We start from the raw sequence: 21,041 nt of genomic DNA, 5'->3' as shown, positions 1-21,041 counted from the left end.
TTACACCACCACTGCCGAGTAACGGGTTGGGCGGCCGGCCAGCGACAGAGTGATGACGCGGGTCATCAGATTGTTACGGGACAGCGCCGGGGTAGACGTGATGGTCACGTAGGCGTTGTACAGGATGCTGTCGCCGTTCGGCAGGTTCAGGCGCAGTACACGGGTTACTTTGTCCTCGTCGGCCGCTTCCACCACCGCGACATAAGCCAAAGCCGGATCATCAGCAACGGTGACCGACATGCTGATCGGGTTCTTGGTGGTCGGGATCTGGCGGTCGTCATCGTCAGCCAGGAAGCCGAAGGTGAGGAACTGCTGGTCGCCGCCGCTGGTTGCCACGTCGGTGATCTGCGAGATCTCAACGAAACCGGTTACTTCGCGCACCGAGCCCAGGCCCGAGCCAGCCGGGTATGGTTGAAGGTTGGTGGTGTTGACGTTTTCCAGGGCGAAAGTGCCGGTCAGGCTGTTGGCCACACGTGCGGCACGGTCGTTCAGGCGGGTCCAGCCCGAGGTCACGGCGATGATGTCACCATCAGTCAGGCCGTGGGCCGCGGCGGTCGCTACCGCTGGATTGGCGTTGCTCAGCGCGGTTACCGGGATAGCCGGTCCATAGGTCGAAGCGATTTGCAGGGTCGCGCCGTTGGGGAGTCGAAAGCCCATGTGTATTTTCCTCTTTGCAGAAATGACAAAACCCGCTCAGTGGCGGGTTCTGGGTTTGCCCAGCGGGCGAATTAGTTGGTGTCAGCGCGGTACTGGAACGAGGCCGGTATGGTGTATGTGGTTCCGTCAGGAATGCCTGGGCCTGGCCCGACCGGCGTCAGCACGATGGCGACCAGTCCGGCGCGCGGGATGCGCAGGTTTACCGGGAACAGTGTGGCCAGTTCGTCGACGATGCCGCTGGCCTCGGTTCGATACTTGCCGGAGGGCGCAACGATGTTGACCTGGAACACGCCGACGTACAGGTGGTGGTCGCCCCCGAGCGTGTTGCTGGCCGTCACCGCTGGCAGAGTGAAGGCCCGCAGGTACGTCTCGCCGGTAGCCGGTGTGTAGGCCTCGTTCTCCACCACCACCTTCAGTGGCTTGGTTCGAGCCTTTGCCCAGGCCAGCAGGCGCGACTCGAAAGCCGCAGCGATGATGTTATGGCTCATACCTGGTTATTCCTGATGGCTTCATCGACGATCTGCTGGAAGCGTGCGAGCGTGATTTGCACCATGCCGGCCGGCGCCTGATCGGAATGTCCGTATTCGAGCGGAACGCCGTACACCAGGTTGTTGACGACGTAGGCGACCTGCCCGGCCTCCAGCTTGCTGACCTCTGCCACCAGAGTCGCAATGGTTTCGTGCCCTGCCTTGTCGAAGGTGTCGATGCTCTGGCTCGAAGGAGCACCCACGGTGAACTGCCAGTTGCCTTTGAATCGCCCGGTGTCCACCGGTGACAGCCGGATGACCGAAGTGCCGATCTCGATCACCACCTCGCGGAACACGTCGTCGATGGCCTCCTTTGTCTGCTCCGCGAATGCCGCCAGGCTCTCGGCAAAACTCCCTTGCTGTCCGCCGTAGCGGCTGGTCATGTGATTTGCCATTACTTGCGCACCTGCAGCTCAAAGCCAACCGTCAGGCCGGCGTAGTTCCATGGGCTGACGGCGATCACGGTGTAGATGGTGCCGTCGAATTGGATACGGTCGTTGCTCAGCGGTTCCGGCATATCTGCCCCAGTCAGCTGCACCGGCGACACCAGCAACTTGACGTCGCCGCGCACTATCAGCGTGCCATCGATGTACTTGTTGTCGTATTCCTCACGGAAGCCTGAGCCGTTCACGACCAGTTCGCTGGGTGCGGGAGGCGCATCCGGGTCGTATTCCCCGATGAGCTCTCGGCGCAGGACCAGTTCCAGCCCCTTCCCGCCCTTGCTGCGCGGCGCAAGCATCCGCATGGCCAGGGCCCTTGCACGGTCATAGATATCTGGCATCACTTGCGCCTTATTTTGTAGATGGCTGAGCATCGGCAGTTGGCACGCTCACTCCACCCCGCTCCGAGACTGGTATCGCCAGGGTATCGAAGCAGCGCCCCAGTAGGGCTCTGGAATGGCTGATCCTTCTGCACTTCTTGGCCGCCCATCACCGAATGCGTGTGGCGGACCTTTTTGTCGCCTCGGTCGCGCCAGGTCTTAGTGACCAAGTCACGATCAAGGCCCTGGGCGATCAGTTGCTCGTACACCTGGTCACGCCCAGAGCCGAACGACTCCAGCGCCTCAGCCTTGGCCAGCATCTCGGCGTAGGACTTCATCAGGCGATCGGCGTAGCGGCCGGCGATCTTGTCCACGTCAGCCTGGGCGACGGGCGTTCCAGCCTTGATTGCTCTGTTCACGATTCCGTCGAAGCGGCGGTCCCGGCGCTTGCGCTGCAAGTACTTGCGCATCTCATCTGGGTTGCCGCCCAGCAGCTGGGACCTGGCATTCAGTACGAATTGCGCATAGTTGCCAGGCAGGCCGATGACGCCACCGGAACGCGAACCTGTCTGCGCGCTCATGCGCCCCAGCAGGTCAAGTGCTGCCTGTCGTGGTGTACGCACCATTGGCGTGGCACTGACCTCTACCTGTGCCGCAACAGGCTGCGCACTTGGCCACCCGACAATGCGGCGGCGACTTCCCATTGCTTCCCGAATGGCGGCACGCACATCGATAGCTGCGTTTGCTCGAATCTCTTCTGCTTTGGCCGCCACCCACTTCTCAGCCGAAGGTTGGCGGACATCAAACTCGAACCGCCCAAGCTCGCGCGGAATGACGATCGCCTTAACTTCGAACTTGGCGCCGGCAATGAATACCGACCTGACGAGCTCAAGGAATGCGGACAACGCGCCAAGGCTGAGCAGTGCCACCAGGCCCTCTTCATCCTCTTCCGCGATTAGGCGCTCGACTTCTGCAACCGTAGCCGCGCTGACCACCGTCTTGACCTGCTCCAGATAGGCCTGCTGCATCGCAGGCTCCATTCCTTCGATGGCCTGGATGATCTGCGCCGGGGTCATACCGTAAATACCGCAGGCAGCGTGTAGCGAGCCACCAGAACCGGGGCAATCATCTCGTCAATGATACTGATCACCGGGCGGACAGATCCGGCGGCGTCCGCACCTGCCGACACGGCGAATTCAGTTTCAAGCGGGCCGACCTTCTCACGCTTGACCAATGAGGCGGATACGAAGTCAGGGCTGAGGCTGCCCGGCTCGACGATTTCACGCAGCGCAGCCTCGTAGGTTGCCTGCTCAACCTCGACGGGCACCTGGTCAGCTGGGATAGGGTTGCCCTCATAGTCATAGGCACCGGTCCGCGGCCACTCCCTGGCCTGCCCTCTGCCCTCGGTCTTCACGCCGGGGAATAATGACTGCCACACGCCAGAAGCAAGAAGCTTCCGGTAGCGGCCGTCGATGTAGGCCGACGCCCGGATCAGCGCGGCCTGCTTCGCCACGTCATCGCCAGCCCAGGCGGTATTCGCTCGCGCAGCGTGATAGGCGTCGGCTTCTGCGACGGTTCCGTAAAAGTCTGGCATCGGGATATCTCGAATAGGTGGAGCGGCGCACCGCTCCGGGGTTTACTTTTTGTCGCTGTCAGCTTTCTTGGCATCACCGACGGCAAGGAAGTCCAGGCGCTTGGCGCCCTTCAGCCCCGCTTCGGTGAGGTCTACATCGACGGAGTCGCCTGGCGCGATGTATTGAACGCCAGACTTGGTATGCACGCCCTGCAGCGCCTTCGAGTTATTGGTCACTTTCATGTCGACCTCCTATCAGGATACTGGCGGGGTGATTTCGTCGAGGTACGCTACGGCGCCCGGCAGACGAATCTCGGTACCGCCTGTGCGGGCGATGATCCCGGTTTCGAAGCCCATAATGGACTTCTGGCGCGGGGCCAGGACGCGGCGCGGCATTGGCAGGTGGAAGCGAACCACTTCCGGGTCCTTGCGGTACGCAACCAGACGACCACCACCATCCTGCGAAGCGTTCCGGGCTTCGCGCAGTGGCGCGATGTCCAGCGGCAGACCGGTCTCGGCGGTGTAGATGTTGTTGCGGCGCATGTATTCCAGCACCGTCATGAAGCCATCGCCAGCGCCCATGCGCTTGGTTGCCACCGCTCGGAATGCGTCAGGCGGCATGCGCAGGGTATCTGCCCACTCGACTTCGCCAGTGTTGGTGCGGATGCTGCCCAGCAAGCCATTCACGTCGGCCATGATCAGGTCGACGTCTTTGGCGGACCAGTAGGTCGAACCAGCGGTGCCGGATGCAGCAGCGTCAACCCGAGAAACGTTGCTGTCGTTCAACAGGCCAGTCCAGCGCTTCTCAACACTGCCAGTGAAGGCAATGCTGTTCAGCAGGCGCTCAACCTTGTCGGCGGCCGAATCAGCCTTGGTGCCGCTCAGGTTGATGCCGTACAGCTGTGCCTGGTTCACTTCTTCCAGGTTCCATTCCCAGCCGGAGCCGATCATGGCGAAGTCGTGCGATGCCTGGTCGTGCGTTGCCGAGTTGAACGGCATGTCAGTGCCCGAACCCGACAGGAACTTGGCTTCACCGGCAGTATCGACGGTGAAGAACGTGGTGCCGATGGCCCATGGAGCGCCCTCAGTTACCACTGGAATGCTCGCGGCGTAGTTAAACGTCGGGTAGCGGCGGGTGTAGATGCGCGTTTCGATGTTCCGGCCCTGGGCCAGAACGAACGGGAACGCCGACTGAGCGTCTTCGAAAGCTTGAGGCATGTTAAGCGCTCCGATGTTTGAGGGAGATTTCGACGATGTCGCCGTTCGCACCAGTGGTGTCGAAGATGGCGCCAGGGATCAACACTGCGCCTTCAGCGGCGGTCGTGACGTAGCGATTGGTCGCGGCGACGTAGTACACGTCATCACCAGGCACCACGGCAGCGCCGGCGGTTACATACATCTGGCCATCGGTCATGAACGCGCCGGTGAAGTCTCGCGGGTAGCCGTCGATCAGAGTGGAACCGGTCGCCACAGGCGGTACGGCTGCGCTCAGCACAGCCAGGCCCAGGAACAGGGTGCCAGTGGCGGCGATCTTGTGATCGTTGCCAGCACCAGTCACACGGAAGCCAGGCGCGCCGAAGACAATGCCTTCGGCGTTCGAGACGGTGCGACTGATCTTGTTGCACTTCTCTTCGTTGGCGACCAGGCCGGGCACGCCCTTGGCTGGAGCGTTGGTGTACGTGGTTTGGTAAGTAGCCATGGTGTGCTCCTTATGCCTTCGGCAGGTGGGCGGTTTGCATGTCGACAATCATCTGCAGACGTGCTTTTTCCGATTCGTCGCCGACGGTCTTGCCGTCCTGCTGAATCATGTGTTTGCGGAAGGGGTCGCCGGCTGGGTCTTTGGCGGCGTCTTCCACCAGGATCTCGAAGCGCGCGTCGATGTAGGCGTCTGCCTTACCGGCTACGGCCGCATCACCCAGCTTGGCGATGACCACGGCCTTGCGGATGTCGGCATCGGTCTTGCCGGTGTAGTCGGCGTCAGCGATAGTCTTGGCCTTGCTGATCAGGTCGGCACGGGCAGTGACGCGCTTGTCGATATCGGCATCGCTGAGTTGCTTGGCCTTCAGGGCGTCGATCTCGGCATCCTTCTTGGCCAGTTCGCCATCCTTCAGCGCGATTGCAGTAGCGTGCGCATCGGTCAGGGTCTTGGTGGCGGTGGCAGCATCAGCAAGCTTGGTGTTCAGCTTCTCGATGGCCTGGGCGCCTTGCTCGGTGACATCAATGGAGATGCCATCGACAAGGAGTTTTCGCAGTGCATCAGCCATGTCATGGCCTCCTTTGGGGGTGTCTGGTTTGTGGTCACCGATGCTTAGATCGATGCCGCCTCGAGCGCGATGCTCAAGGCTGAGGTGGTTCATTTTCATGGGCCCCAGGTAGCAGTCGTACTGCTCGCCGTCGCCGGTTACGCCATCCTGGAACACGACTTCGGCGCCGTAGCCCATGGAGAGCTCACGCTTGCCTGACTCGTAGTCAGCAATGGCCTTCGCGTCCATCAGCACCAGGGGCACCTTGACGAACTGACCATCGCGGACAACTTCGCCACCGGTCTGGCCGATCGCGACGTCCTTCCAGTTCTTCGAGTTAACGCCGTCGCCGCCCGGGTGGCCGTTGGTCATTGGGCGGTATGCGTACGAATGCATGGCGTCAGCGTGGAACACAGCGCTTTCAGGCCGGTACACACGCACGATTGGCTTATCGCGCAGGCCGTGCTCGTTGTCCGGATCAATCTCGGTGCCCAAGTAGTCCTGGATGCCGGTTCGCGCCACCCGCGCCTCAGCGACCAGATAGCCGTCCTCGGTGCGCCGTACGCCCGTGACTGGCACGGAGTCGGTAAAGATCATGGGTCGAGCTCCTCGAAGATCTCAGGACCCAGCTCGATCGCGCCACGGTATGGCTCAACCTTGTCGATATCGACACTGCCGGGTTCGTATGTGAAGGTGATGTGGGGCTGATAGTCCGGCCAATCCCATGAGGCCCCGGCCTCGACAATGGTTACGTGCCGCCATGCGAGCTCAGAGCTGTTGAACAGCAGCACCACCGCGCCTTCGCCGAACTTGTCGATCAGTCTTGCCCCGCCCGGAGCAATCTTTAGCTCGCCCTTGCCATCACCCGACCATGACTCGCCGACCTTCATCCAATCCACCAGGTTGCGGCTGTAGGCGACGGTGACGTGCAGCTCATTGGCGGGCACGGTTGACTCAAAGCCCTGAGCCTTGGCCCAAGCGATGATGTCGGCACCATTGGTGACCTTGCGTGATACGTACAGCGTGCGCGGCGCGGCATCGGAAAGGGCTTTCTTGTTTGCTGCCGGATCGCCTTCACTTACCGGAAGACTGTCATCACCTGCTCCACCCCCTTCGTCCGGCAGCTCAGCCCCGAACTGGTCGATGGCCGCTTCAAGCCCAGGCATGACGCTCAGCTCGACCATGAGGTTTACCGATGCCGCCGAAAGCGCGTCCTCAGGGAACAGGGCCGAGTCCTTCAGCGCCTTGATGGTGTCGGCGGTGGTCTTGCCGATGTCTGCCCGCTCCTTGGCCGTGGCCTGCCACAGCGGAGCCCAGGTGTAGTGGATCTCCTTAGGGCGACCGCCCAGCGCTGACCGGATCAGGCACTCATCCAGGACGCTCATGGATGGCTTAATCTCCAGCTTCTGGCGCGACGCAACGTTGTCGTAGTAGTTGCGGGTGTTCTCTTCGCCGTTCGCGCCCAGCCCGGTGGAGGACTGGCCGAACATGCGGGTTCCAGGGATATCGAACGCACCGGACACGCCCTGCTCCGTTTTGGCGATAACCTCAGGCAAATTTCCGAAGCTGGCCGATTTGGAACTGTGCGTCTCAGCGCCATCGAGGATCAGCGTACCGTTGATGCCCTTGGCGGTTGCGGCGAGACGCAGGCGCTCCAGCAGCAAGCGCTCGTAGTTCTTGTCCTGCATGCTCGACATCAGGTTGGGGATGTTGATGACGTCGATCTTGGCCTCGTAGACCAGGCTGACCACGTTGGCCACCGTCTCGTCGTAATGACGCACGGCTGGCATGGCTGCCAGCAGCACCGAGTCCCCCCATCCGAAGCCGCAACCGACCGCCAGCTCGGGGTCAGGATGCGGCGTGCCGATGAAGATCACCAGGCGCGACGGGTGGATTTCAATCACGCTACCCGGCAGGCGGTACGCCTTGGGCTTACCGAAGCGCGGGCTCTGCGGGTCCTGCTCGATCTCGGTTGCGCTAAGCTGCCGGCGGGTCATGACAGTGAGGTACTTCACGCCGCCCTGCTTGACGCGCTCAGGGTTAAGCTCGGATGCCGTATCACGCTCACCGGTGCCGATGAACACAGCAGCACCACCGAACAGGCGGGACTTCAATAGGGCCTCAAGGATCTTGCCCTTGACGTTCAGGCGGTCTTCCTCGGCCTCGATCAGCTCAATCTGTGCCTTGTCAGCCTGCCAGCTGCGCCAGTTACGGCATGCATCCACCGCGGGAATGGTCACGCCCTTCTGCGCAGTCCATGAGCCACGGAAGGCGTTCAGCAGCTGCTGGTCGTCCATCTCCGGCACGGCATAGTGCGAGTGGGATGCCTTGTCGCGCGCAGTACCCAGTCCTGCGACCAGGTTCTGCAGGCTGTCTTTCAGGTAGCTGAATGCGCTCATGAGTTGCTCACGTTTGCGAGTGTGTAGCTGCCCGCAATCGGGAAGCGCTGGACAATGAAGTAGCCAAGTGCGTCGACCGGGTCTTCAGTGCCGTCCTTGTTGGGTTGGCCGTGCTCGTCATAGGCCTGCTGCTCCAGCACTTGGGTAGTGACTGGGCAGTTGTCTGTGTTCACCACGTAGCGGCGCTTCTGCTCGATATTCAGCAGCATGGCGTTCACGGCCAGCACCCGGTCACGCACCAACGGGTTCGACGGGTTCACCATCACCATGAAGCCGGCGGCACGCAGCAGGCTGTGATCCGACTCGCTGCCGTTTACGCTCTTGCGGTTCTTGCCGCTGGCGTCGGGATAGACCGTGATGCTGTGCCCAGGGAAGCGGCGCTTAAGCTCGACAATCATCGCCGGCGTATCGAACAGGCTTGTGGCCTCTTCCAGCAGCATGGGCAGGCCGTCGCGGATAACGTGAATCGTTGCCGCCATCCGGTTGATGTTGAAGTCCATGCCGACGTGCAGCTGCTCGCCTGGGCGGATGGTTGCGTCCGTGTGGTTCTGCTTTCTGCAGAAACTCGGGTACACGCTGCCAGACGTCAGGTTGACGAACAGGCCATCGATGTAGGCGTCCACCAAGTTGGATGGGTAAGACTCCCGCAGCGACTTGATGTAGTCCTTCGGCAGGTTCTTTGCGTTCTGCCGAGTGGAGGCGTGCACAATGCCGTACAGGGGGCGCTGAGTCGGGTTGGACGCAAGCTCCTTGACGAACTTGCGATACACCCAGTTGAAGCCCTCCGGCGTCGTAGTGACGTCGATGGTGTTCATATCGCGGCCAGGCCAGACAGTGGACATCCGCGCAATGATCTTCTTCCAGGCGCTGTCGGCCTTCTTGATCGGCATACAGTCGATCTCATCGACCAAGGCATGGGCGATGTTGAAACCCACAATGCGGTGCGGGTGCTCCATGCTCTTGCAGACTATGGTCGATAGGCACCGTCCTCGGTTATCACGCAGGTACACGCGCTTCTTGCTCGGCACGATGTCAGCGAACAGGCCGAAAGCCTCAGCGACCACCGGCATGGTGTCGTAGAAGATGTCAGCGATCTGCGGATAGGTCGGAGCGAAGTAGCCTTGGGGTATACCTGGGAACTCAAGCGCGTTGACGCACATGCGCACGCAGCCTACAAACGTCTTGCCGCTCCGGTACCCACCAACGAACGCCATGAACTTCTTGTGGCTTTTGATGAACTCGAACTGGGGCTTATTCAGCATCAGGACAGCTTGCATCTTCCACCCCGATGATTACTTGCTTGGGCTCGGGCAGGCCCTTATTCGGGTCTTCCAGTTCGCGGCGCAGCTTCTCGTTGGTGAGTCGCCGCGTCTCTAGGTCTTCCTTCGTCCGCTCCAGGCTCTCGACACGGGCAGTGAGGCGGTCGATCAGGCTGGAGTAGTCCCGAACCTTGCTCGTAGTCGTGATCGAGGTGAGCGAGGTCTCCTTGCCGCTGATTAGGATCGGCTCTTCCTTCTCAGACTCCACCTCAAGTGAGTTGCCGAATTCGTTCTCTCTGGCCAGCGCACGCATCAAGCGCACTCGAGTCAGCCGCAACTCATCGTCCACGCGCCCCAGCTCTATGCTGGCAAGCATGTCGTTCTCTTCGTCAGTCAGGAATCGGCTGTAGATCGAGCCGGGCTTCGCAGCATTCTTGTTGCCCCTTTGTTCCTTGGGGCCTGAACTCTTGCCGCCGTGTAGCTTGCAGCGAGAGGAACCCGGTATCGCGTGACGCTTGCATGGTTCCCCGTTGCCGCGCTTGGATGCGCCGCATAGGGCCATAGTCAGCCTCATTCATGGGGTTGGTTTTCGCAGAACGATTCATTCAATGCATTCGAACGTCATTCAATGATCATTCGATGCCTATAACCTTGATCTCGCCCCACACCGGGTGGAAGTCGACATGCTCCCCGTCAGTGGACTTGAGCGGTGCATCCAGAACAACTGCGATACCGGCCCTGGTGTCGCAGTAGGTCACGCCGTCAACACGCTGGCCGTCGATGATCACTTCCCGTCGGCCCCGGCCATCATCCCAGTAGTGGACGTGCTCGCCTGATTGGTCGCTCATGGCGAAACCTCATACTGGAACGCCCGGTCAGCAGGCAGGGCCGTCACAAACCGGCAGCGGTGAGCGTCGAACTCTTCCCGGGTCGCAATGGCGCGCTCGTACCGATGATTGGTCTTGCCGGTGAACCGCTCGCGATGAACGACCACACCCTCACGCAGAAACTCGACCTCGGCCGACCCCAAGAGCTTGGTTACGATTACTTTCATGGCGTCACACGAAGCTGAAGGCCGCCACTGCCAGGACAATGATCACAAGCGCGATCCCGCCCAGCAGGGTGACAGTCTTGGAGGAATTGGTATTCGAAGCCATGGCGATGCCCTCGGCGCATTCCGCGCCACAATTTTGCGAGTTACGAAAACGTGGCGCGGATTACTCAGCCTTACGGCCTGGCAGCTTGAAGTCAGTCACCCGGTCAGCAATGGACCGGATCTTCTCCACCCCCAGGAAGCCAACCCAGCCTCCGACGAAGGTGGCCATGCTCTGGGGTAGACCGAAAAACTCCAAGCCGCTGATCAGTGTCACGGTCAAACCGCCACAGATCGCACCCTCTACGAATATCTGTCGCCGGGTGCCACCGCCATAGATGATCCGCAGACCAGCCATGACAGCAGAGAGCAAGGTGGCATACAGCACCGGGGAGTGTTGGCTCAACCAGGCGAGCGCCATCACCCAGAACTCTGGTGTTTTCTCAGGCATGTTGGACATCTCGGTTCCTCCCCGTCAGGGAGTTAGGAATACGACAGGCCATGACCTGCGGAATTGAATCGGCTCACACAGCACTCCCAGCTCGGAGCAATGGGCGTGGTGGAGCCGAAAACGAAGAGGCCCCGATCAATGCCGAGGCCTCAATAGGCCCTCAATGAGAACCTTTGAATTGGTTGCGAGGGATGGATTCGAACCATCGACCTTCGGGATATGAGCCCGACGAGCTGACCGCTGCTCTACCACGCAAAAATCAGGGGGACGACTACAGGTTCTTTTTGTGGATGCGCCAGCCCATGGCGACACCAGGATGCAGGTATTCGCCGGTCTGCGGATGGCGCGAAAAGTTTGTCTCGCCAACCTGCCGCGCAACTGCTTCCCAGGCCGTACGGGCGCGCTCCAGCGTGTTGATTCTGGTCTTCAGCTTCATGCGCACCTACCGGCAGTAGAATTAAGGCAATAAAAAACCCGGCGCTGTGGCCGGGTTTCGATGTGGTCGTGCGCTGGAGGTAAGTTGCGCAGTGTGGGAAAAGTACATCGAATTCCCCACCATTGCAACATATTTATGCCGCATCCTCTGAATTTTCCGCGTGTATCACCTGCCAAACTGGCTCTTGCGCCTGAATATCCACTTCCTCGATTGCCTTTCGCAGGAAATTCCAGATGTCGAGCCAGTCGCGGTCCCAGTGCTTGGGTTCGATGGTGATCCCATACAGCTTGATCATGGCGTCGGACACTCGAGCTGGGCCCCACGCGTCACCGCCGCTCACCTCCACCTTGTAGGACTGCAGGGCGCACGTGATGAGGCAATGAACCTTCACCGCTTTGGCGTCGGTAAGCGCGCCAAAGTCCGTATCCGCCCAAATGAGCTTTTCGGCGTTGAGCATGTGCACGACGGTCATGCACGGGTGGTAGAGATAATGCCCCAGCTGCTGCACCTGGAACGGCAGCGACTCGATTGCCTTCTGCACCTTGCCCATGGTGAGAAGGTGGGCTGCACGATGTGTGGAGCGGCCAATCGGTGCGCGCCGCGTTTCGGCAATGCTGATCTTCTGGCGCACGGCCATGATGCGCTCTTCCTTATCCTCGCCCTGGGCAGCGAAGATGATCTCGCGCAGTGCTGCCTTTTCCTTCCTGACTACGGTTGCGGACTTGGCCCGATCAGCCGCCGCAGCACTGATTGAGGCATTCGATTCGTGCTGCGCATCAGTCCACGCTTGACGTGCGTTGATCAGTTTCATGCTGCCTGCCCCTTCTTCAGTTCTCTGGTCTTTGCCCGGTACTCAGCCTTGATGGCCTTGATCTCTTCCACGGTGTACTTGCGAACGCTCTGGTCGGATTCCAGGGCGTCGACGGCCTCCTGCCCAATACGCGCGATGAGGCCGATCCGGTAGTCCACGGCATTGCCAGACAGGAACCGGTTGTCCTGCTTGCTCTGTGCGTGACAGTTGCGCTCATCGAACCGCAGGTGCGGCGCGGATCCAACGCTGCGGTAATGACCTGCATCTACCGCGTTGCCGCTCCAGTCCAACGGCTTGCCGCTGGATATGCAGAGGTGGCCGGCGGCCTGGTCCCGGGTGCGGATGTACTCGTTGAACGCCTGCTGTGCTTCGCGAATGTGGTCGCCACGAGTCTTGAGCGCCTCCTTGCGCACCTTGATCTCCCGGCGCCCGGCCTGGGCCAGCGACTTCTTCTCCTTAGCCTTCTGCACCTCTACGGTGGCCAGCGCACACTTCGGACTGCACACCGCCTGTCCCAGGCGCTGCGGGACGAATGAGGCCCTGCATGCTGGGTTCTTGCAGGTCTTGGGCTTGGGTTGTTTGGTGGTCAGCATTGATTGCCCTCCACAAATCTGCACCCCTCGGCCGGAGGGTAGAATTTCCCTTTTGCGTGACGCCCCTTGCACCGGTATCGCAAGACGTGAACCGCCACTCCAAGGGCTTCTGACGCCTGGACTAGAGTTGAGTAGGAAATACCATCGACAATCCAGGCTGCTGCCTGCCTGGTGTACATCCCAGGCTTTCTTTCGACATGCCTCCAGGCCTTGCCGTTACGAATCAGGCCTATCAGTTCCGCGCTAACCCCAAACCGGCCACCAACGATGTTGTGCGGCTCGGATGAATAAAGAATCTCTACCACCTGCTCTTCATTGAGCTTTGCGTTTCCGCATTTCTCGCCTTTGAGTGCAGTCCCATGCACTTTTTTATCACCCGAGTTTTCGAGGCTTGTGCCCCAGCGCAGGTTTTCAGCCCGGCAATCGCTGCGCACGCCGTTGTTGTGGCAGCACTGCATCCCCGCGGGCGCAGGCCCCTTGAAGGACTCAATAACAATTGCATGCACCGTTCGCTGATAGCGCTTTGAGTTCCGATAAAGGCTTACGATTAGATAACCATCAAGCTTTCGCGCAACCGGAGAAAGGACCTTCCCCCCATATTCCCTGGGGCCATAATTGGCACGCATGACCCGTGGGAGCGATCTCACCCGGCCAAGGCTTGATACCTCATAAAGCCCTTCGAATCCGCCGACAGCTTTCCAGATTTCATCAGTCATATCGGCCACCCCAGTGATCTTTCTGCGTCCATCTAACGCCGTGCTCTGCGCCGAACGCCTCAACCCAGCAAATCAACTCGCCGCACTGCTTCACGGTGAGCTTGCTTGTGCGCTCGTAGATGACGTCGAAGCCGTTGCCGTCTACCGCAGGGATCATCTGTGGCTGGTCGCCAGACTCACGCAGCCAGGCGGCGGTCAGGAGTCGCTTCCAGATCAGGACATCCCACTTCTTCCCGGCGTGCTCAACCTGGGCCGCGATATCGGCCAGCGCCGCGTGCAGTGCCTTGTTCTGCTCCCCGCTGCGGTCTACTTCGGTGATGGCCAGCTTCTTGGGCTTGGTGATGTCCATGCCAGCGATATGGCCAAGCACCCTGGCGCGGTCTGATTCGTTGCGGATCTGGAGGCTGGTCATGGCCGACCTCCCGCTTTCACCCAGCGCCGGACGTAGAATTCACAGCCACCCGTGAGGGCCACGCCATTGGCCTTGCCGAGATGCGTTTTAGGCGTCCCGCAGCCGCAATGGCACTTAGGTTGGCGGCCGCGGCGCTTTGGGCGCACTTCCATGTACAGGATGTGCTCAGCCAAGCCGCCGACTTGCCCCCAGCCAGCAGTACCGCCGCGCATTGCGGCAGAGCGAGCCGCCGACGAAAGTTGATTCAAGTCGGTCATGACTGCTCTCCCTGGCCCAGGGCGGCGGCCTCTTCTTCCCACGGGAAAGGGCTGAACGACTCGAAGTCAGTCTCCCAGTGTGCAGGTTCAGTCATGCCAACGTTGTCGTAATGAGCCTGGCAGTGGGCGCACCTGAAAACGTAAAGGCCTGAACCCTTCTCGAAGTAATCCTCCCGATATTCAAGGATTTCAGCCTGGATCAAGGCCAACTGCTCGACGGTAATCTTGCCGCTGATAGCGCAAATGAACGGATCATCGCCTTCGATGTTGAAGACCTCGATCCAGACCGACTCTTCGCCATTGCGCCAAGCGTTGGCGTCGTATTCGACCTGATCAAGGTCATCGCGCAACCCCTCCACCTCAGCCTTCAGCTCAGCATTCACCTGCTCGTAGGCTTCGTAGCCGGTGCGTAGCCCGGCGTTCTCGGCCTTGAGCTGGTCGCGCTCGGCCTCCACAGCCAATAGATCGTTGGTCAATTGCTCATTGATATCGCGCTCGGCATCGATCTCCCCGGCAGATTGAGAGCGATCAACGCCGCGCAATCTTTCAAGCTCTCGACTGTAGTAACCTGACAGCTTGTCCTTGCAGAGCGCGTAATTGCGCAGCGCAAAGAACTGGCGCTTCAAGCCCTCATATTCCGCTGCTGGCGATGCGTTCAAGGATGCAGGCTGCTCGGCCACAGCCTTGTATTCATCGTTCTCGGCGATCAGGGCCAGGACTGCGGCGGGAGTTGCTGCACCCACAAACGCTGTCACAGCATCAATCTCAGGCTGATTTGGGCCGCGCTCGCTGCTGATCGCGATATCGACGGACACATCCCCTGTCACTGCGTTTGCAGCCTTGGCCAGCCGCTTCAGTTCGGTGCGGTCATTCATGGAGAGTGTCCTCTGGCTCAAAATCAGCAAGGTGGTCAAGGAACTCTTCTTGCTCCTTGACTTGCTTTTTCAGCAGCGCCGCGCGGGAGGCTTTCCAAGCCCACCACGCGAAATGGAGGGTGCTGGTGCTGTAGGTGTCGTCACGGCGGCTCAGGTAGACCGCAAGCACGGGCTCTTTAGCTTCCAAAGCAACAGCGGTCTCAAACTCTTCACGCATCTTGTCGGTCATGTCCGTTGCTCCAATTTCAGGCCAGACCCGTCACACGGATCGCATTTATCGCTGCTGTAGCCGTCAGGAGTGAGTCCACCGACCTGCCCTTCCCCGTTGCAGCAATCACAGATCAGCGCAGTTCGGTCTTCAATGATCTCGATCCAGGCCGGAGAGATGAAGTCCGCAGTAAGCGCATCGCAGTCGCTGTAGAACTCTTTCAAGGCGTGTGCAATGTTCCGCATCGCGATCACTTGGCGAGTGGTCATCGTGGTCATGTCCGTTGCTCCGCTGCTTCTGCGATCAATGCCAGGCGCTCCAGGCGCTCGGTGGCTTGCGTGGCCAAGTTCAGGTGGTCCGCCTCATCAACAACCGGGACACACACAAAAAGGATTCCGAGCTTGACCATCTTGTTTGCCAGCTCAATGGCTTGGCGTAGCTGTGCTGGGGTTGCTCGTTTCATGGTCGCGACTCCAGTTCCTGGGCCTGGCGGATCAGCAGCGCCCGGCGATCTGCCAATTCGTTGGCTGCTTCAATCCGCATTTCGGTTTTCCGTTCGGCGCTGGCCATTCGCATTTCCATCATTGAGTTCTTGACCAGTTCCAGCTTCTTGCGCAGCACAGGCGCTGGCTGAGTGACGTTGCCAGTCAGCAAGCCGGCAATGGCTCGGCCGTCTTCGGTGATCGGCTCAATGCTCAGGTCGGCGAGGTACTTCTGGGCGTGTTCGCGAGGAATGCGCTTCAGCTCCATTGCCTTGGTTACCGCCTGGATTCTGCGGTTGGCGTCAAAGCCCACAGAGACGTGCCAGTTGACAGGCTTGGCATCCTCTCGGGATTGGCCGACAAACCGCTCATAGGCGCTGATGAAGGCCATCCTGGCGCCAATCTTGTCCCCAGCATCGAGCACAGGCTTGGAAGCGGCCAGGGCCAACTGGATTTCATCGGTCAGAACCACGGTTTCGTATTCGTCGTTGGTGGTCATGGCGATGGCCCAGGCTTCGTCCTTGCCGGGGCGGCCGTCGGCGGCCTGTACGCGCTGGAGGATCGCGGCCAGGGTCAATTTTCCAGTGACTTCGCGGCGACAGGCCCACAGTGCGTTGGCGATCACGTCCATAGGGTGTTCGGCCAGATCCTCGGCCATCAGCTTGGCAGCTGGAGCGCTCAGGGTTTGCCCAAGGGTTTCAGCAGTGGCGCAGATGGCCATGCTCAGTTCAGCGGTTTCGGCGTAGGAAAGCATTGGGCGCACCTCCTTCGAGAATGCTGCGACTGGCTTCCTGGGCGGCGCTGATGTTGGCCTGGGTGTTCTCCATCTGGCGCGCGGTTACGGCGTTTACCTGGCGGCCTGTGAGCCACTGCGTGCGGATGCCCTCGGCGCGCGAGACCAGCAATCCGAACTCGTGCGATGCGCGAATGAAGAACGAGTCGTTGATCGTCACGTAGAACGCGGCGACACCCGGAGCCTCTTCAGCCCCGAGACGCTGAACAAGTTGGGCAACCTGCCCATTGACCTTGGCGTTGCGCACCGGCTCCACGCCATAGCGCTCAAGGTAAGCGATGGTGTAGGCGTCCCAGGTGTTGGTGTTGGCAATCTGCGCGTCGGTCTTTTGCTTTTGCTTCGGCTTCAGAACCTTGATGTTCGTCGGCGCCGGAGCCTTGGCGACCGGCAAGGTTTTTGAATCCGGGTTCAGGACATCAGGAATCAGTGAATCAGGAATCAGAAGATCAGAATCAGAAGAGAGGGAATCAGCCCGAGTCGTACCGATAATTTCGGAACGAGTACCGAGAATATCGGAAGTGATACAACCGTCTGAAATAGAAGGAATTTCTGAGTCCTTCTCGTTCTTGTGTGGGTTCTGGTGTTTGGTGAAGTTCACGACCTCGATGTAGGCCTTCCCGCTCGCCGTGTACCGAACGATGAAGCCTTTGTGCGCCAACCAGTGCAGCATCGCGTCAACGTCGGCTTCGCGGTAAGGGAAGATTTCGGCCTTGATGCGGAGCGGACGATCTTCAAGGCGACCTTCTTTGTCAGCCAGCAGCCAGAGACCCTGGAACAGAAGAGTGCATAACGGGTGGCCTACGCCGAGTATCTCATTGGTGAACAGCGCGGGTTTTATGTTGCGTGCGCGGGCCATTACACAGCCTCCTTTAATTGGAAGGTGCGTCGCTCTAGATCAGTCGCCCCGTGGTTTGGATGAAAGCCATAGATGGCTTCTGCGTCTTTACGGGCAGCCACGGCAGAATCAAAATCTTGGAATCGACCTACAGAGATGTACTTGCCGTCAATTTTGATTCGAACACGCCATTTGCCATTTTCAAGGCGAACGCCAGGAACGCCAGATGAGTTGTCTGTTCGGATATGCTGATTACGCTGATTGCCTTGCACCGTTACATCGCGCAGATTCTCGATACGGTTGTCATCACGAATACCATTGATGTGGTCAATCTGGCCTTTTGGCCATTCTCCATAGGCAATCAGCCAAATAACTCTATGGACTCGGAACAAAACGTTGTTTATTTTTACCCGCAGATAACCGTCCATGTTTGGTGATCCGGCAATCCTTCCTGGCATGGCCCTTGCGCCTCGCCGAACGAGATTCACGAGCTTTCCATCAACAACCCTGAAAAGCCTTCTAGCCTCAATAGCTGAAAGTAAAATCTCTATATCCCCAGGCGCTACGTTTTTTGATTTAGCAAAACGTGGCGCGGGATTATTCAGGGCCTGTACATCGGCGTTAGAGGTATGCATAATCAGCTCCACGTTGATACAGTTTTTGCAAGTGCTGTAAAAAGAGCCGGGATTGCGCCCCGGCTTTTTTGTGCCTGCGATTTGGGTTTATGGGTTGGGGTCTTCATCAGTCCCTCCTTTTTCAGGCCCTATTCCGGCCTTCGGCGGATCACGCCTTGTTGTTGGTAGATGCCGGATCTTCCCGGCGCCTCGTGGCCTGGTCTTTTCGAAAAAGCGTTCTGCTCCAAGCTTTGCGGCGTACTCGTCAGGGGTCATCCCTGCCGCTGCTGCCAACCGTTCAAGCTTTTCGTAGAGGCGCCCATCGATCCCGTGGCAGATCGTGGTTTCAGGCATATAGCCTCCTTAAGGGCCTTCAGGCCTGCATGTGTTTCCCGTTAACATCCAGTTCAACGATGCTTTCCAGCTTTTCCTCGACGCACATACGAACGAAAACCGCGAGCTGGAGCTTGTGCAGGCGCGCAACAGCCTTCAGCGCCTCGTAGGTTTCGTCGTCATAGCGGGACTTGATCTCCCGGTCTTTCAGGTGACGCGTGTCGTGATATGCCATTGGTGAGGCTCCTTGGTTGTTCGAAAGGGTTAAGCGGCTGATTTCTGAGATGGGAACGGACGCTGCTCTTGGGCCGACAAGCTGCCGTCCTCTTCGAGGGTCACGAACACATCGCGGCCGACGCGGATCGCTTTACTCAACGCACCCTGGGTGCAACCAAGCATCTGGGCGGCCTTGGTATGGCCGTGTTCTTTGGCAAATTCGGTGAGTGTGATTCGGCGCATTGCGGCGTCCTCTACGTAGATTTCGCCACAAGTATGACCGCCGGTATTGTTGATAGTCAATACCGGCGATATTGGTTAAGTAAATACCGTGGGTAATACCATCAGCAGATGAAAAAAGACTCCCGACGGCTTCCGTTATCCGAATGGCAGCTGCAAGACAGCGCCCGGCTGAAATCCCTGTTCCAGGCCAAGCGCGGGGAGCTGAAGCTCACCCAGGAAAAGCTTGCTGCCGAACTGGGTGATGGCGTCACGCAAGGCGCTGTCAGCCACTTCATGAACGGCCGCACTGCTCTGAGCGTGAATGCGGCAGTCGTATTTGCGAGAGCCTTAGGCGTTCCCGTCTCAGAGATAAGCCCCACTCTCGCGGCCCAGATCGAAAAAATGTCTCAGGCGCTTCCTGGTAGAGATGCTCATCAGGCGACTGACGGCCGCACTCCCCCGCGCAGCTTCGATTTGAAGGATGAGCCTGGCTACACCGGCGTCCTCCAACTGACAGCTCGCGGCTCAACCGGTGACGGCGACGACAACCCGCACGTCGAGATCCGCGGCGTGATGGCGTTCAAGTCGGCCTGGCTGCGCGCCAACAATCTCAACCAGAAGCACCTGGACGTGATCTACGCGAACGGCCACAGCATGGAGCCCACCATCAATGACGGTGATGTGCTGCTGGTGGATGAGTCGAGGGTTGAGCCGAAGGACGGCCAGATCTTCGCCATGCAGAGCGAATCGAAAGGCACGATCGTGAAGCGCCTAGTCAAGTCGGACTTCGACGGCTGGATCATTCGAAGCGATAACCCGGACAAGGCACGCTACGGCGACGAGACCCTGCGCGACGGAGAGATAAATGAGGTTCGCATCATCGGGCGTGTGGTTTGGCGCGGCGGCATGCTTTAGCCTCCAGCTTTCGGACGGGAAGCCGTAGGCTTAAATAGACAGAATCACGCACGGAAGCAACAATGGAAGACATGAGCAAAGCATCGCTACAGATCGTTTACGACGGACCCGCACTTCAATCGCATGAGATGGAGGTGCGGGATCTTGCGCCTGCACTTCTAGCCCTTGGTGAGTTGTTTGAAGAGGCCAACGCCACTCTAAACGATGGTAGAACTAAGGTTTCAGTCAACGTCAAGGGCTCTTTCAAGACCGGTTGCTTCGCCATAGACCTTGGCGTTACGCAAAGCCTCATCCAGCAGGCACAAGACTTGTTTGCTGGGAATGCCGTAACCGCAGCTCTCAACCTTATAACGATTCTTGGGCTTACAGGCGGCAGCACTAGGGGCGTTTTCCAGCTGATCAAGTGGGTTCGCAGTCGAAAGATCACCAATGTCGAAGTGCTTAGGCATGGCGTAGTTAGGGTTTTCTGTGACCGTGAGCATTTCGATACGGAGCAGGAGGTGCTTGATCTTTTCCGCAACTGGAAGCTGAGAAAGGCATTCCAGGACGTTGTGCACAAGCCTTTACAAAAGCCTGGCGTAGACTATTTCGCGGTGCGTGACGAATCCGGCGATTTCGCCGTCGCCTCCCAAGCGGACGCAGATAATTTCATCGCGCCAGAGCAAGAGGAAGAGCATCTCGACGAAAGCGAGCGTATCGCCAGCTTGCAGCTGGTGAACATAGCCTTCCGGGATGACAACAAGTGGCGATTCTACGATGGCGCTTCTACCTTTTACGCGTCTATTGTTGATCAGGATTTTCTCAGCCAAATAGAAAGCGGTGAATTGCGGTTTGGCAAAGGGGACATCTTGAGGGTGAAGCTCAGGGAAATAAAAACCTTGGTTGGTGATCAGTTAAGAGCCGACTATCAAGTCCTTGAGGTCGTCGATCACCGAAGGTCCGGCACTCAGCTCAAGTTGCCAATATCTCATCAATAATTAGTACGCCCGGCCTAGCGCCGGGTTTCTTGTATCTGCCCTCCCCGCCCTCACCAATCCTTTCGCACAAATATCTCTGCTCTCCTGCGGTGGTGTCGTTTCGCCTGCATGGTAGGATGCCAGATCAATTCAAATGGAGGTTTCGATGCTTGGGAAAATTTTAATTGCGCTCGGGCTCGCGGCCTTCGCTTTGGGCTTCTGGGAGGCTCAGACTGCTTTTCCTGGGTCGCACAAACAAATGGAGGCGGGTTGGCTGATGATTATCGGGCCTCCACTAGCCATAGTCGGGATATGGCTTTGGCGCAGATCAATCAAGAAATGCCCTGCCTGCGCTGAGCGAATAAATAAGGACGCAAGTATCTGCAAGCACTGCAGGTCCGCCGT

34 protein-coding genes, 1 tRNA gene and 1 pseudogene are annotated in these 21,041 nt (G+C 59.1%); 2 read left to right on the top strand and 34 right to left on the bottom strand.

Going from position 1 to position 21,041, the window contains the following annotated elements; all coding sequences use genetic code 11:
- The 34 genes and pseudogenes from JFT44_RS22390 to JFT44_RS22230 all read right to left on the bottom strand — a co-directional run bounded on the left by JFT44_RS22390 (position 1) and on the right by JFT44_RS22230 (position 18,786).
- The gene (locus JFT44_RS22390) at positions 1–657 is read right to left on the bottom strand and encodes a phage tail protein (RefSeq protein ID WP_198831181.1); all 657 of its coding nucleotides are present in this window, start codon (positions 655–657) and stop codon (positions 1–3) included.
- A gap of 71 nt (positions 658–728) precedes the next feature.
- Complete coding sequence (locus tag JFT44_RS22385; protein WP_198831180.1) at positions 729–1,145, bottom strand: phage tail terminator-like protein; 417 nt, start codon at positions 1,143–1,145, stop codon at positions 729–731.
- Positions 1,142–1,567 carry an HK97 gp10 family phage protein gene (locus tag JFT44_RS22380; protein WP_198831179.1) on the bottom strand — a complete coding sequence of 142 codons (426 nt, stop codon included), beginning with the start codon at positions 1,565–1,567 and terminating at the stop codon, positions 1,142–1,144. Before JFT44_RS22380 ends, JFT44_RS22385 begins: the two co-directional genes overlap by 4 nt.
- 11 nt (positions 1,568–1,578) lie before the next feature.
- Positions 1,579–1,965, bottom strand: coding sequence for a hypothetical protein (locus JFT44_RS22375; protein WP_198831178.1), 387 nt, complete (start codon positions 1,963–1,965; stop codon positions 1,579–1,581).
- Positions 1,965–3,020 (bottom strand): hypothetical protein, encoded by a 1,056-nt coding sequence (locus tag JFT44_RS22370; RefSeq protein WP_198831177.1) that lies wholly within the window; start codon positions 3,018–3,020, stop codon positions 1,965–1,967. The genes JFT44_RS22375 and JFT44_RS22370 overlap by 1 nt, the downstream gene beginning before the upstream one ends.
- Positions 3,017–3,538 carry a DnaT-like ssDNA-binding protein gene (locus tag JFT44_RS22365; RefSeq protein WP_198831176.1) on the bottom strand — a complete coding sequence of 174 codons (522 nt, stop codon included), beginning with the start codon at positions 3,536–3,538 and terminating at the stop codon, positions 3,017–3,019. Before JFT44_RS22365 ends, JFT44_RS22370 begins: the two co-directional genes overlap by 4 nt.
- 42 nt (positions 3,539–3,580) lie before the next feature.
- Positions 3,581–3,760 (bottom strand): hypothetical protein, encoded by a 180-nt coding sequence (locus JFT44_RS22360; protein ID WP_198831175.1) that lies wholly within the window; start codon positions 3,758–3,760, stop codon positions 3,581–3,583.
- Positions 3,761–3,772: 12 nt separating this feature from the next.
- Positions 3,773–4,735: a DUF2184 domain-containing protein gene (locus JFT44_RS22355; RefSeq protein ID WP_124376723.1), complete on the bottom strand. Its 963-nt coding sequence runs from the start codon at positions 4,733–4,735 to the stop codon at positions 3,773–3,775.
- Between the two features lies 1 nt (position 4,736).
- Complete coding sequence (locus JFT44_RS22350) at positions 4,737–5,216, bottom strand: hypothetical protein (protein ID WP_198831174.1); 480 nt, start codon at positions 5,214–5,216, stop codon at positions 4,737–4,739.
- Positions 5,217–5,226: 10 nt separating this feature from the next.
- Entirely contained in the window at positions 5,227–6,357 is a 1,131-nt protein-coding gene (locus JFT44_RS22345; RefSeq protein ID WP_198831173.1) for a DUF2213 domain-containing protein, read from the bottom strand.
- A complete protein-coding gene (locus tag JFT44_RS22340; RefSeq protein WP_198831172.1) occupies positions 6,354–8,159 on the bottom strand; it encodes an anti-CBASS protein Acb1 family protein in 1,806 nt (601 codons plus the stop codon). Before JFT44_RS22340 ends, JFT44_RS22345 begins: the two co-directional genes overlap by 4 nt.
- Entirely contained in the window at positions 8,156–9,421 is a 1,266-nt protein-coding gene (locus JFT44_RS22335) for a terminase large subunit domain-containing protein (protein ID WP_152612371.1), read from the bottom strand. The genes JFT44_RS22340 and JFT44_RS22335 overlap by 4 nt, the downstream gene beginning before the upstream one ends.
- The gene (locus tag JFT44_RS22330; RefSeq protein WP_233098407.1) at positions 9,411–9,794 is read right to left on the bottom strand and encodes a hypothetical protein; all 384 of its coding nucleotides are present in this window, start codon (positions 9,792–9,794) and stop codon (positions 9,411–9,413) included. The genes JFT44_RS22335 and JFT44_RS22330 overlap by 11 nt, the downstream gene beginning before the upstream one ends.
- 72 nt (positions 9,795–9,866) lie before the next feature.
- Positions 9,867–9,980: pseudogene (locus JFT44_RS28925) on the bottom strand (HGGxSTG domain-containing protein); the annotation flags it as partial.
- A 70-nt stretch (positions 9,981–10,050) separates the two neighbouring features.
- Positions 10,051–10,266 carry a hypothetical protein gene (locus tag JFT44_RS22325; RefSeq protein WP_198831171.1) on the bottom strand — a complete coding sequence of 72 codons (216 nt, stop codon included), beginning with the start codon at positions 10,264–10,266 and terminating at the stop codon, positions 10,051–10,053.
- Positions 10,263–10,472, bottom strand: a complete 210-nt coding sequence (locus JFT44_RS22320) for a hypothetical protein (protein ID WP_198831170.1) — start codon at positions 10,470–10,472, stop codon at positions 10,263–10,265. The genes JFT44_RS22325 and JFT44_RS22320 overlap by 4 nt, the downstream gene beginning before the upstream one ends.
- 163 nt (positions 10,473–10,635) lie before the next feature.
- Positions 10,636–10,971, bottom strand: coding sequence for a phage holin, lambda family (locus JFT44_RS22315; RefSeq protein WP_169867154.1), 336 nt, complete (start codon positions 10,969–10,971; stop codon positions 10,636–10,638).
- A gap of 170 nt (positions 10,972–11,141) precedes the next feature.
- A tRNA-Met gene (locus JFT44_RS22310) sits at positions 11,142–11,217 on the bottom strand.
- 16 nt (positions 11,218–11,233) lie between these two features.
- A complete protein-coding gene (locus JFT44_RS22305; RefSeq protein ID WP_156796363.1) occupies positions 11,234–11,398 on the bottom strand; it encodes a hypothetical protein in 165 nt (54 codons plus the stop codon).
- A gap of 133 nt (positions 11,399–11,531) precedes the next feature.
- Positions 11,532–12,209: a hypothetical protein gene (locus JFT44_RS22300; protein WP_038440804.1), complete on the bottom strand. Its 678-nt coding sequence runs from the start codon at positions 12,207–12,209 to the stop codon at positions 11,532–11,534.
- Positions 12,206–12,802, bottom strand: coding sequence for a recombination protein NinG (locus tag JFT44_RS22295; RefSeq protein WP_198831169.1), 597 nt, complete (start codon positions 12,800–12,802; stop codon positions 12,206–12,208). Before JFT44_RS22295 ends, JFT44_RS22300 begins: the two co-directional genes overlap by 4 nt.
- Entirely contained in the window at positions 12,796–13,518 is a 723-nt protein-coding gene (locus JFT44_RS22290) for an NUMOD4 motif-containing HNH endonuclease (protein ID WP_130898280.1), read from the bottom strand. Before JFT44_RS22290 ends, JFT44_RS22295 begins: the two co-directional genes overlap by 7 nt.
- Positions 13,511–13,930 carry a recombination protein NinB gene (locus tag JFT44_RS22285; protein WP_198831168.1) on the bottom strand — a complete coding sequence of 140 codons (420 nt, stop codon included), beginning with the start codon at positions 13,928–13,930 and terminating at the stop codon, positions 13,511–13,513. The genes JFT44_RS22290 and JFT44_RS22285 overlap by 8 nt, the downstream gene beginning before the upstream one ends.
- A complete protein-coding gene (locus JFT44_RS22280; protein WP_198831167.1) occupies positions 13,927–14,187 on the bottom strand; it encodes a hypothetical protein in 261 nt (86 codons plus the stop codon). The genes JFT44_RS22285 and JFT44_RS22280 overlap by 4 nt, the downstream gene beginning before the upstream one ends.
- On the bottom strand, positions 14,184–15,062 hold the full coding sequence (locus JFT44_RS22275; protein ID WP_198831166.1) for a hypothetical protein: 879 nt from the start codon (positions 15,060–15,062) through the stop codon (positions 14,184–14,186). Before JFT44_RS22275 ends, JFT44_RS22280 begins: the two co-directional genes overlap by 4 nt.
- Positions 15,055–15,291, bottom strand: coding sequence for a hypothetical protein (locus JFT44_RS22270; RefSeq protein WP_198831165.1), 237 nt, complete (start codon positions 15,289–15,291; stop codon positions 15,055–15,057). The genes JFT44_RS22275 and JFT44_RS22270 overlap by 8 nt, the downstream gene beginning before the upstream one ends.
- Positions 15,288–15,548, bottom strand: a complete 261-nt coding sequence (locus JFT44_RS22265) for a hypothetical protein (protein ID WP_106119911.1) — start codon at positions 15,546–15,548, stop codon at positions 15,288–15,290. Before JFT44_RS22265 ends, JFT44_RS22270 begins: the two co-directional genes overlap by 4 nt.
- Complete coding sequence (locus JFT44_RS22260; protein ID WP_198831164.1) at positions 15,545–15,733, bottom strand: DUF1382 family protein; 189 nt, start codon at positions 15,731–15,733, stop codon at positions 15,545–15,547. Before JFT44_RS22260 ends, JFT44_RS22265 begins: the two co-directional genes overlap by 4 nt.
- Positions 15,730–16,506, bottom strand: a complete 777-nt coding sequence (locus JFT44_RS22255) for a hypothetical protein (RefSeq protein WP_198831163.1) — start codon at positions 16,504–16,506, stop codon at positions 15,730–15,732. The genes JFT44_RS22260 and JFT44_RS22255 overlap by 4 nt, the downstream gene beginning before the upstream one ends.
- Positions 16,481–17,401, bottom strand: coding sequence for a hypothetical protein (locus JFT44_RS22250; RefSeq protein ID WP_177428967.1), 921 nt, complete (start codon positions 17,399–17,401; stop codon positions 16,481–16,483). Before JFT44_RS22250 ends, JFT44_RS22255 begins: the two co-directional genes overlap by 26 nt.
- Positions 17,401–18,015 carry an HNH endonuclease gene (locus JFT44_RS22245; RefSeq protein ID WP_233098406.1) on the bottom strand — a complete coding sequence of 205 codons (615 nt, stop codon included), beginning with the start codon at positions 18,013–18,015 and terminating at the stop codon, positions 17,401–17,403. Before JFT44_RS22245 ends, JFT44_RS22250 begins: the two co-directional genes overlap by 1 nt.
- Before the next feature lie 87 nt (positions 18,016–18,102).
- On the bottom strand, positions 18,103–18,348 hold the full coding sequence (locus tag JFT44_RS22240) for a hypothetical protein (RefSeq protein WP_198831162.1): 246 nt from the start codon (positions 18,346–18,348) through the stop codon (positions 18,103–18,105).
- A gap of 19 nt (positions 18,349–18,367) precedes the next feature.
- The gene (locus JFT44_RS22235) at positions 18,368–18,562 is read right to left on the bottom strand and encodes a hypothetical protein (protein ID WP_053254928.1); all 195 of its coding nucleotides are present in this window, start codon (positions 18,560–18,562) and stop codon (positions 18,368–18,370) included.
- 29 nt (positions 18,563–18,591) lie between these two features.
- Positions 18,592–18,786 carry a Cro/CI family transcriptional regulator gene (locus JFT44_RS22230; RefSeq protein WP_040267806.1) on the bottom strand — a complete coding sequence of 65 codons (195 nt, stop codon included), beginning with the start codon at positions 18,784–18,786 and terminating at the stop codon, positions 18,592–18,594.
- Between the two features lie 108 nt (positions 18,787–18,894).
- Here JFT44_RS22230 and JFT44_RS22225 point away from each other — a divergent pair, with 108 nt between their 5' ends.
- Both JFT44_RS22225 and JFT44_RS22220 read left to right on the top strand, forming a co-directional pair.
- Positions 18,895–19,680 (top strand): LexA family transcriptional regulator, encoded by a 786-nt coding sequence (locus tag JFT44_RS22225; RefSeq protein WP_198831161.1) that lies wholly within the window; start codon positions 18,895–18,897, stop codon positions 19,678–19,680.
- A gap of 62 nt (positions 19,681–19,742) precedes the next feature.
- The gene (locus JFT44_RS22220; RefSeq protein WP_198831160.1) at positions 19,743–20,657 is read left to right on the top strand and encodes a hypothetical protein; all 915 of its coding nucleotides are present in this window, start codon (positions 19,743–19,745) and stop codon (positions 20,655–20,657) included.
- Positions 20,658–21,041 lie beyond the last annotated feature (384 nt).

Origin of the sequence: Pseudomonas sp. MF5691 (genome assembly GCF_016405645.1) — a bacterium.
Lineage (GTDB): Bacteria > Pseudomonadota > Gammaproteobacteria > Pseudomonadales > Pseudomonadaceae > Aquipseudomonas > Aquipseudomonas shahriarae.
The sequence above is the reverse complement of the archived record's forward strand: the minus strand, read 5'-3'. Positions and strand labels throughout refer to the sequence as shown.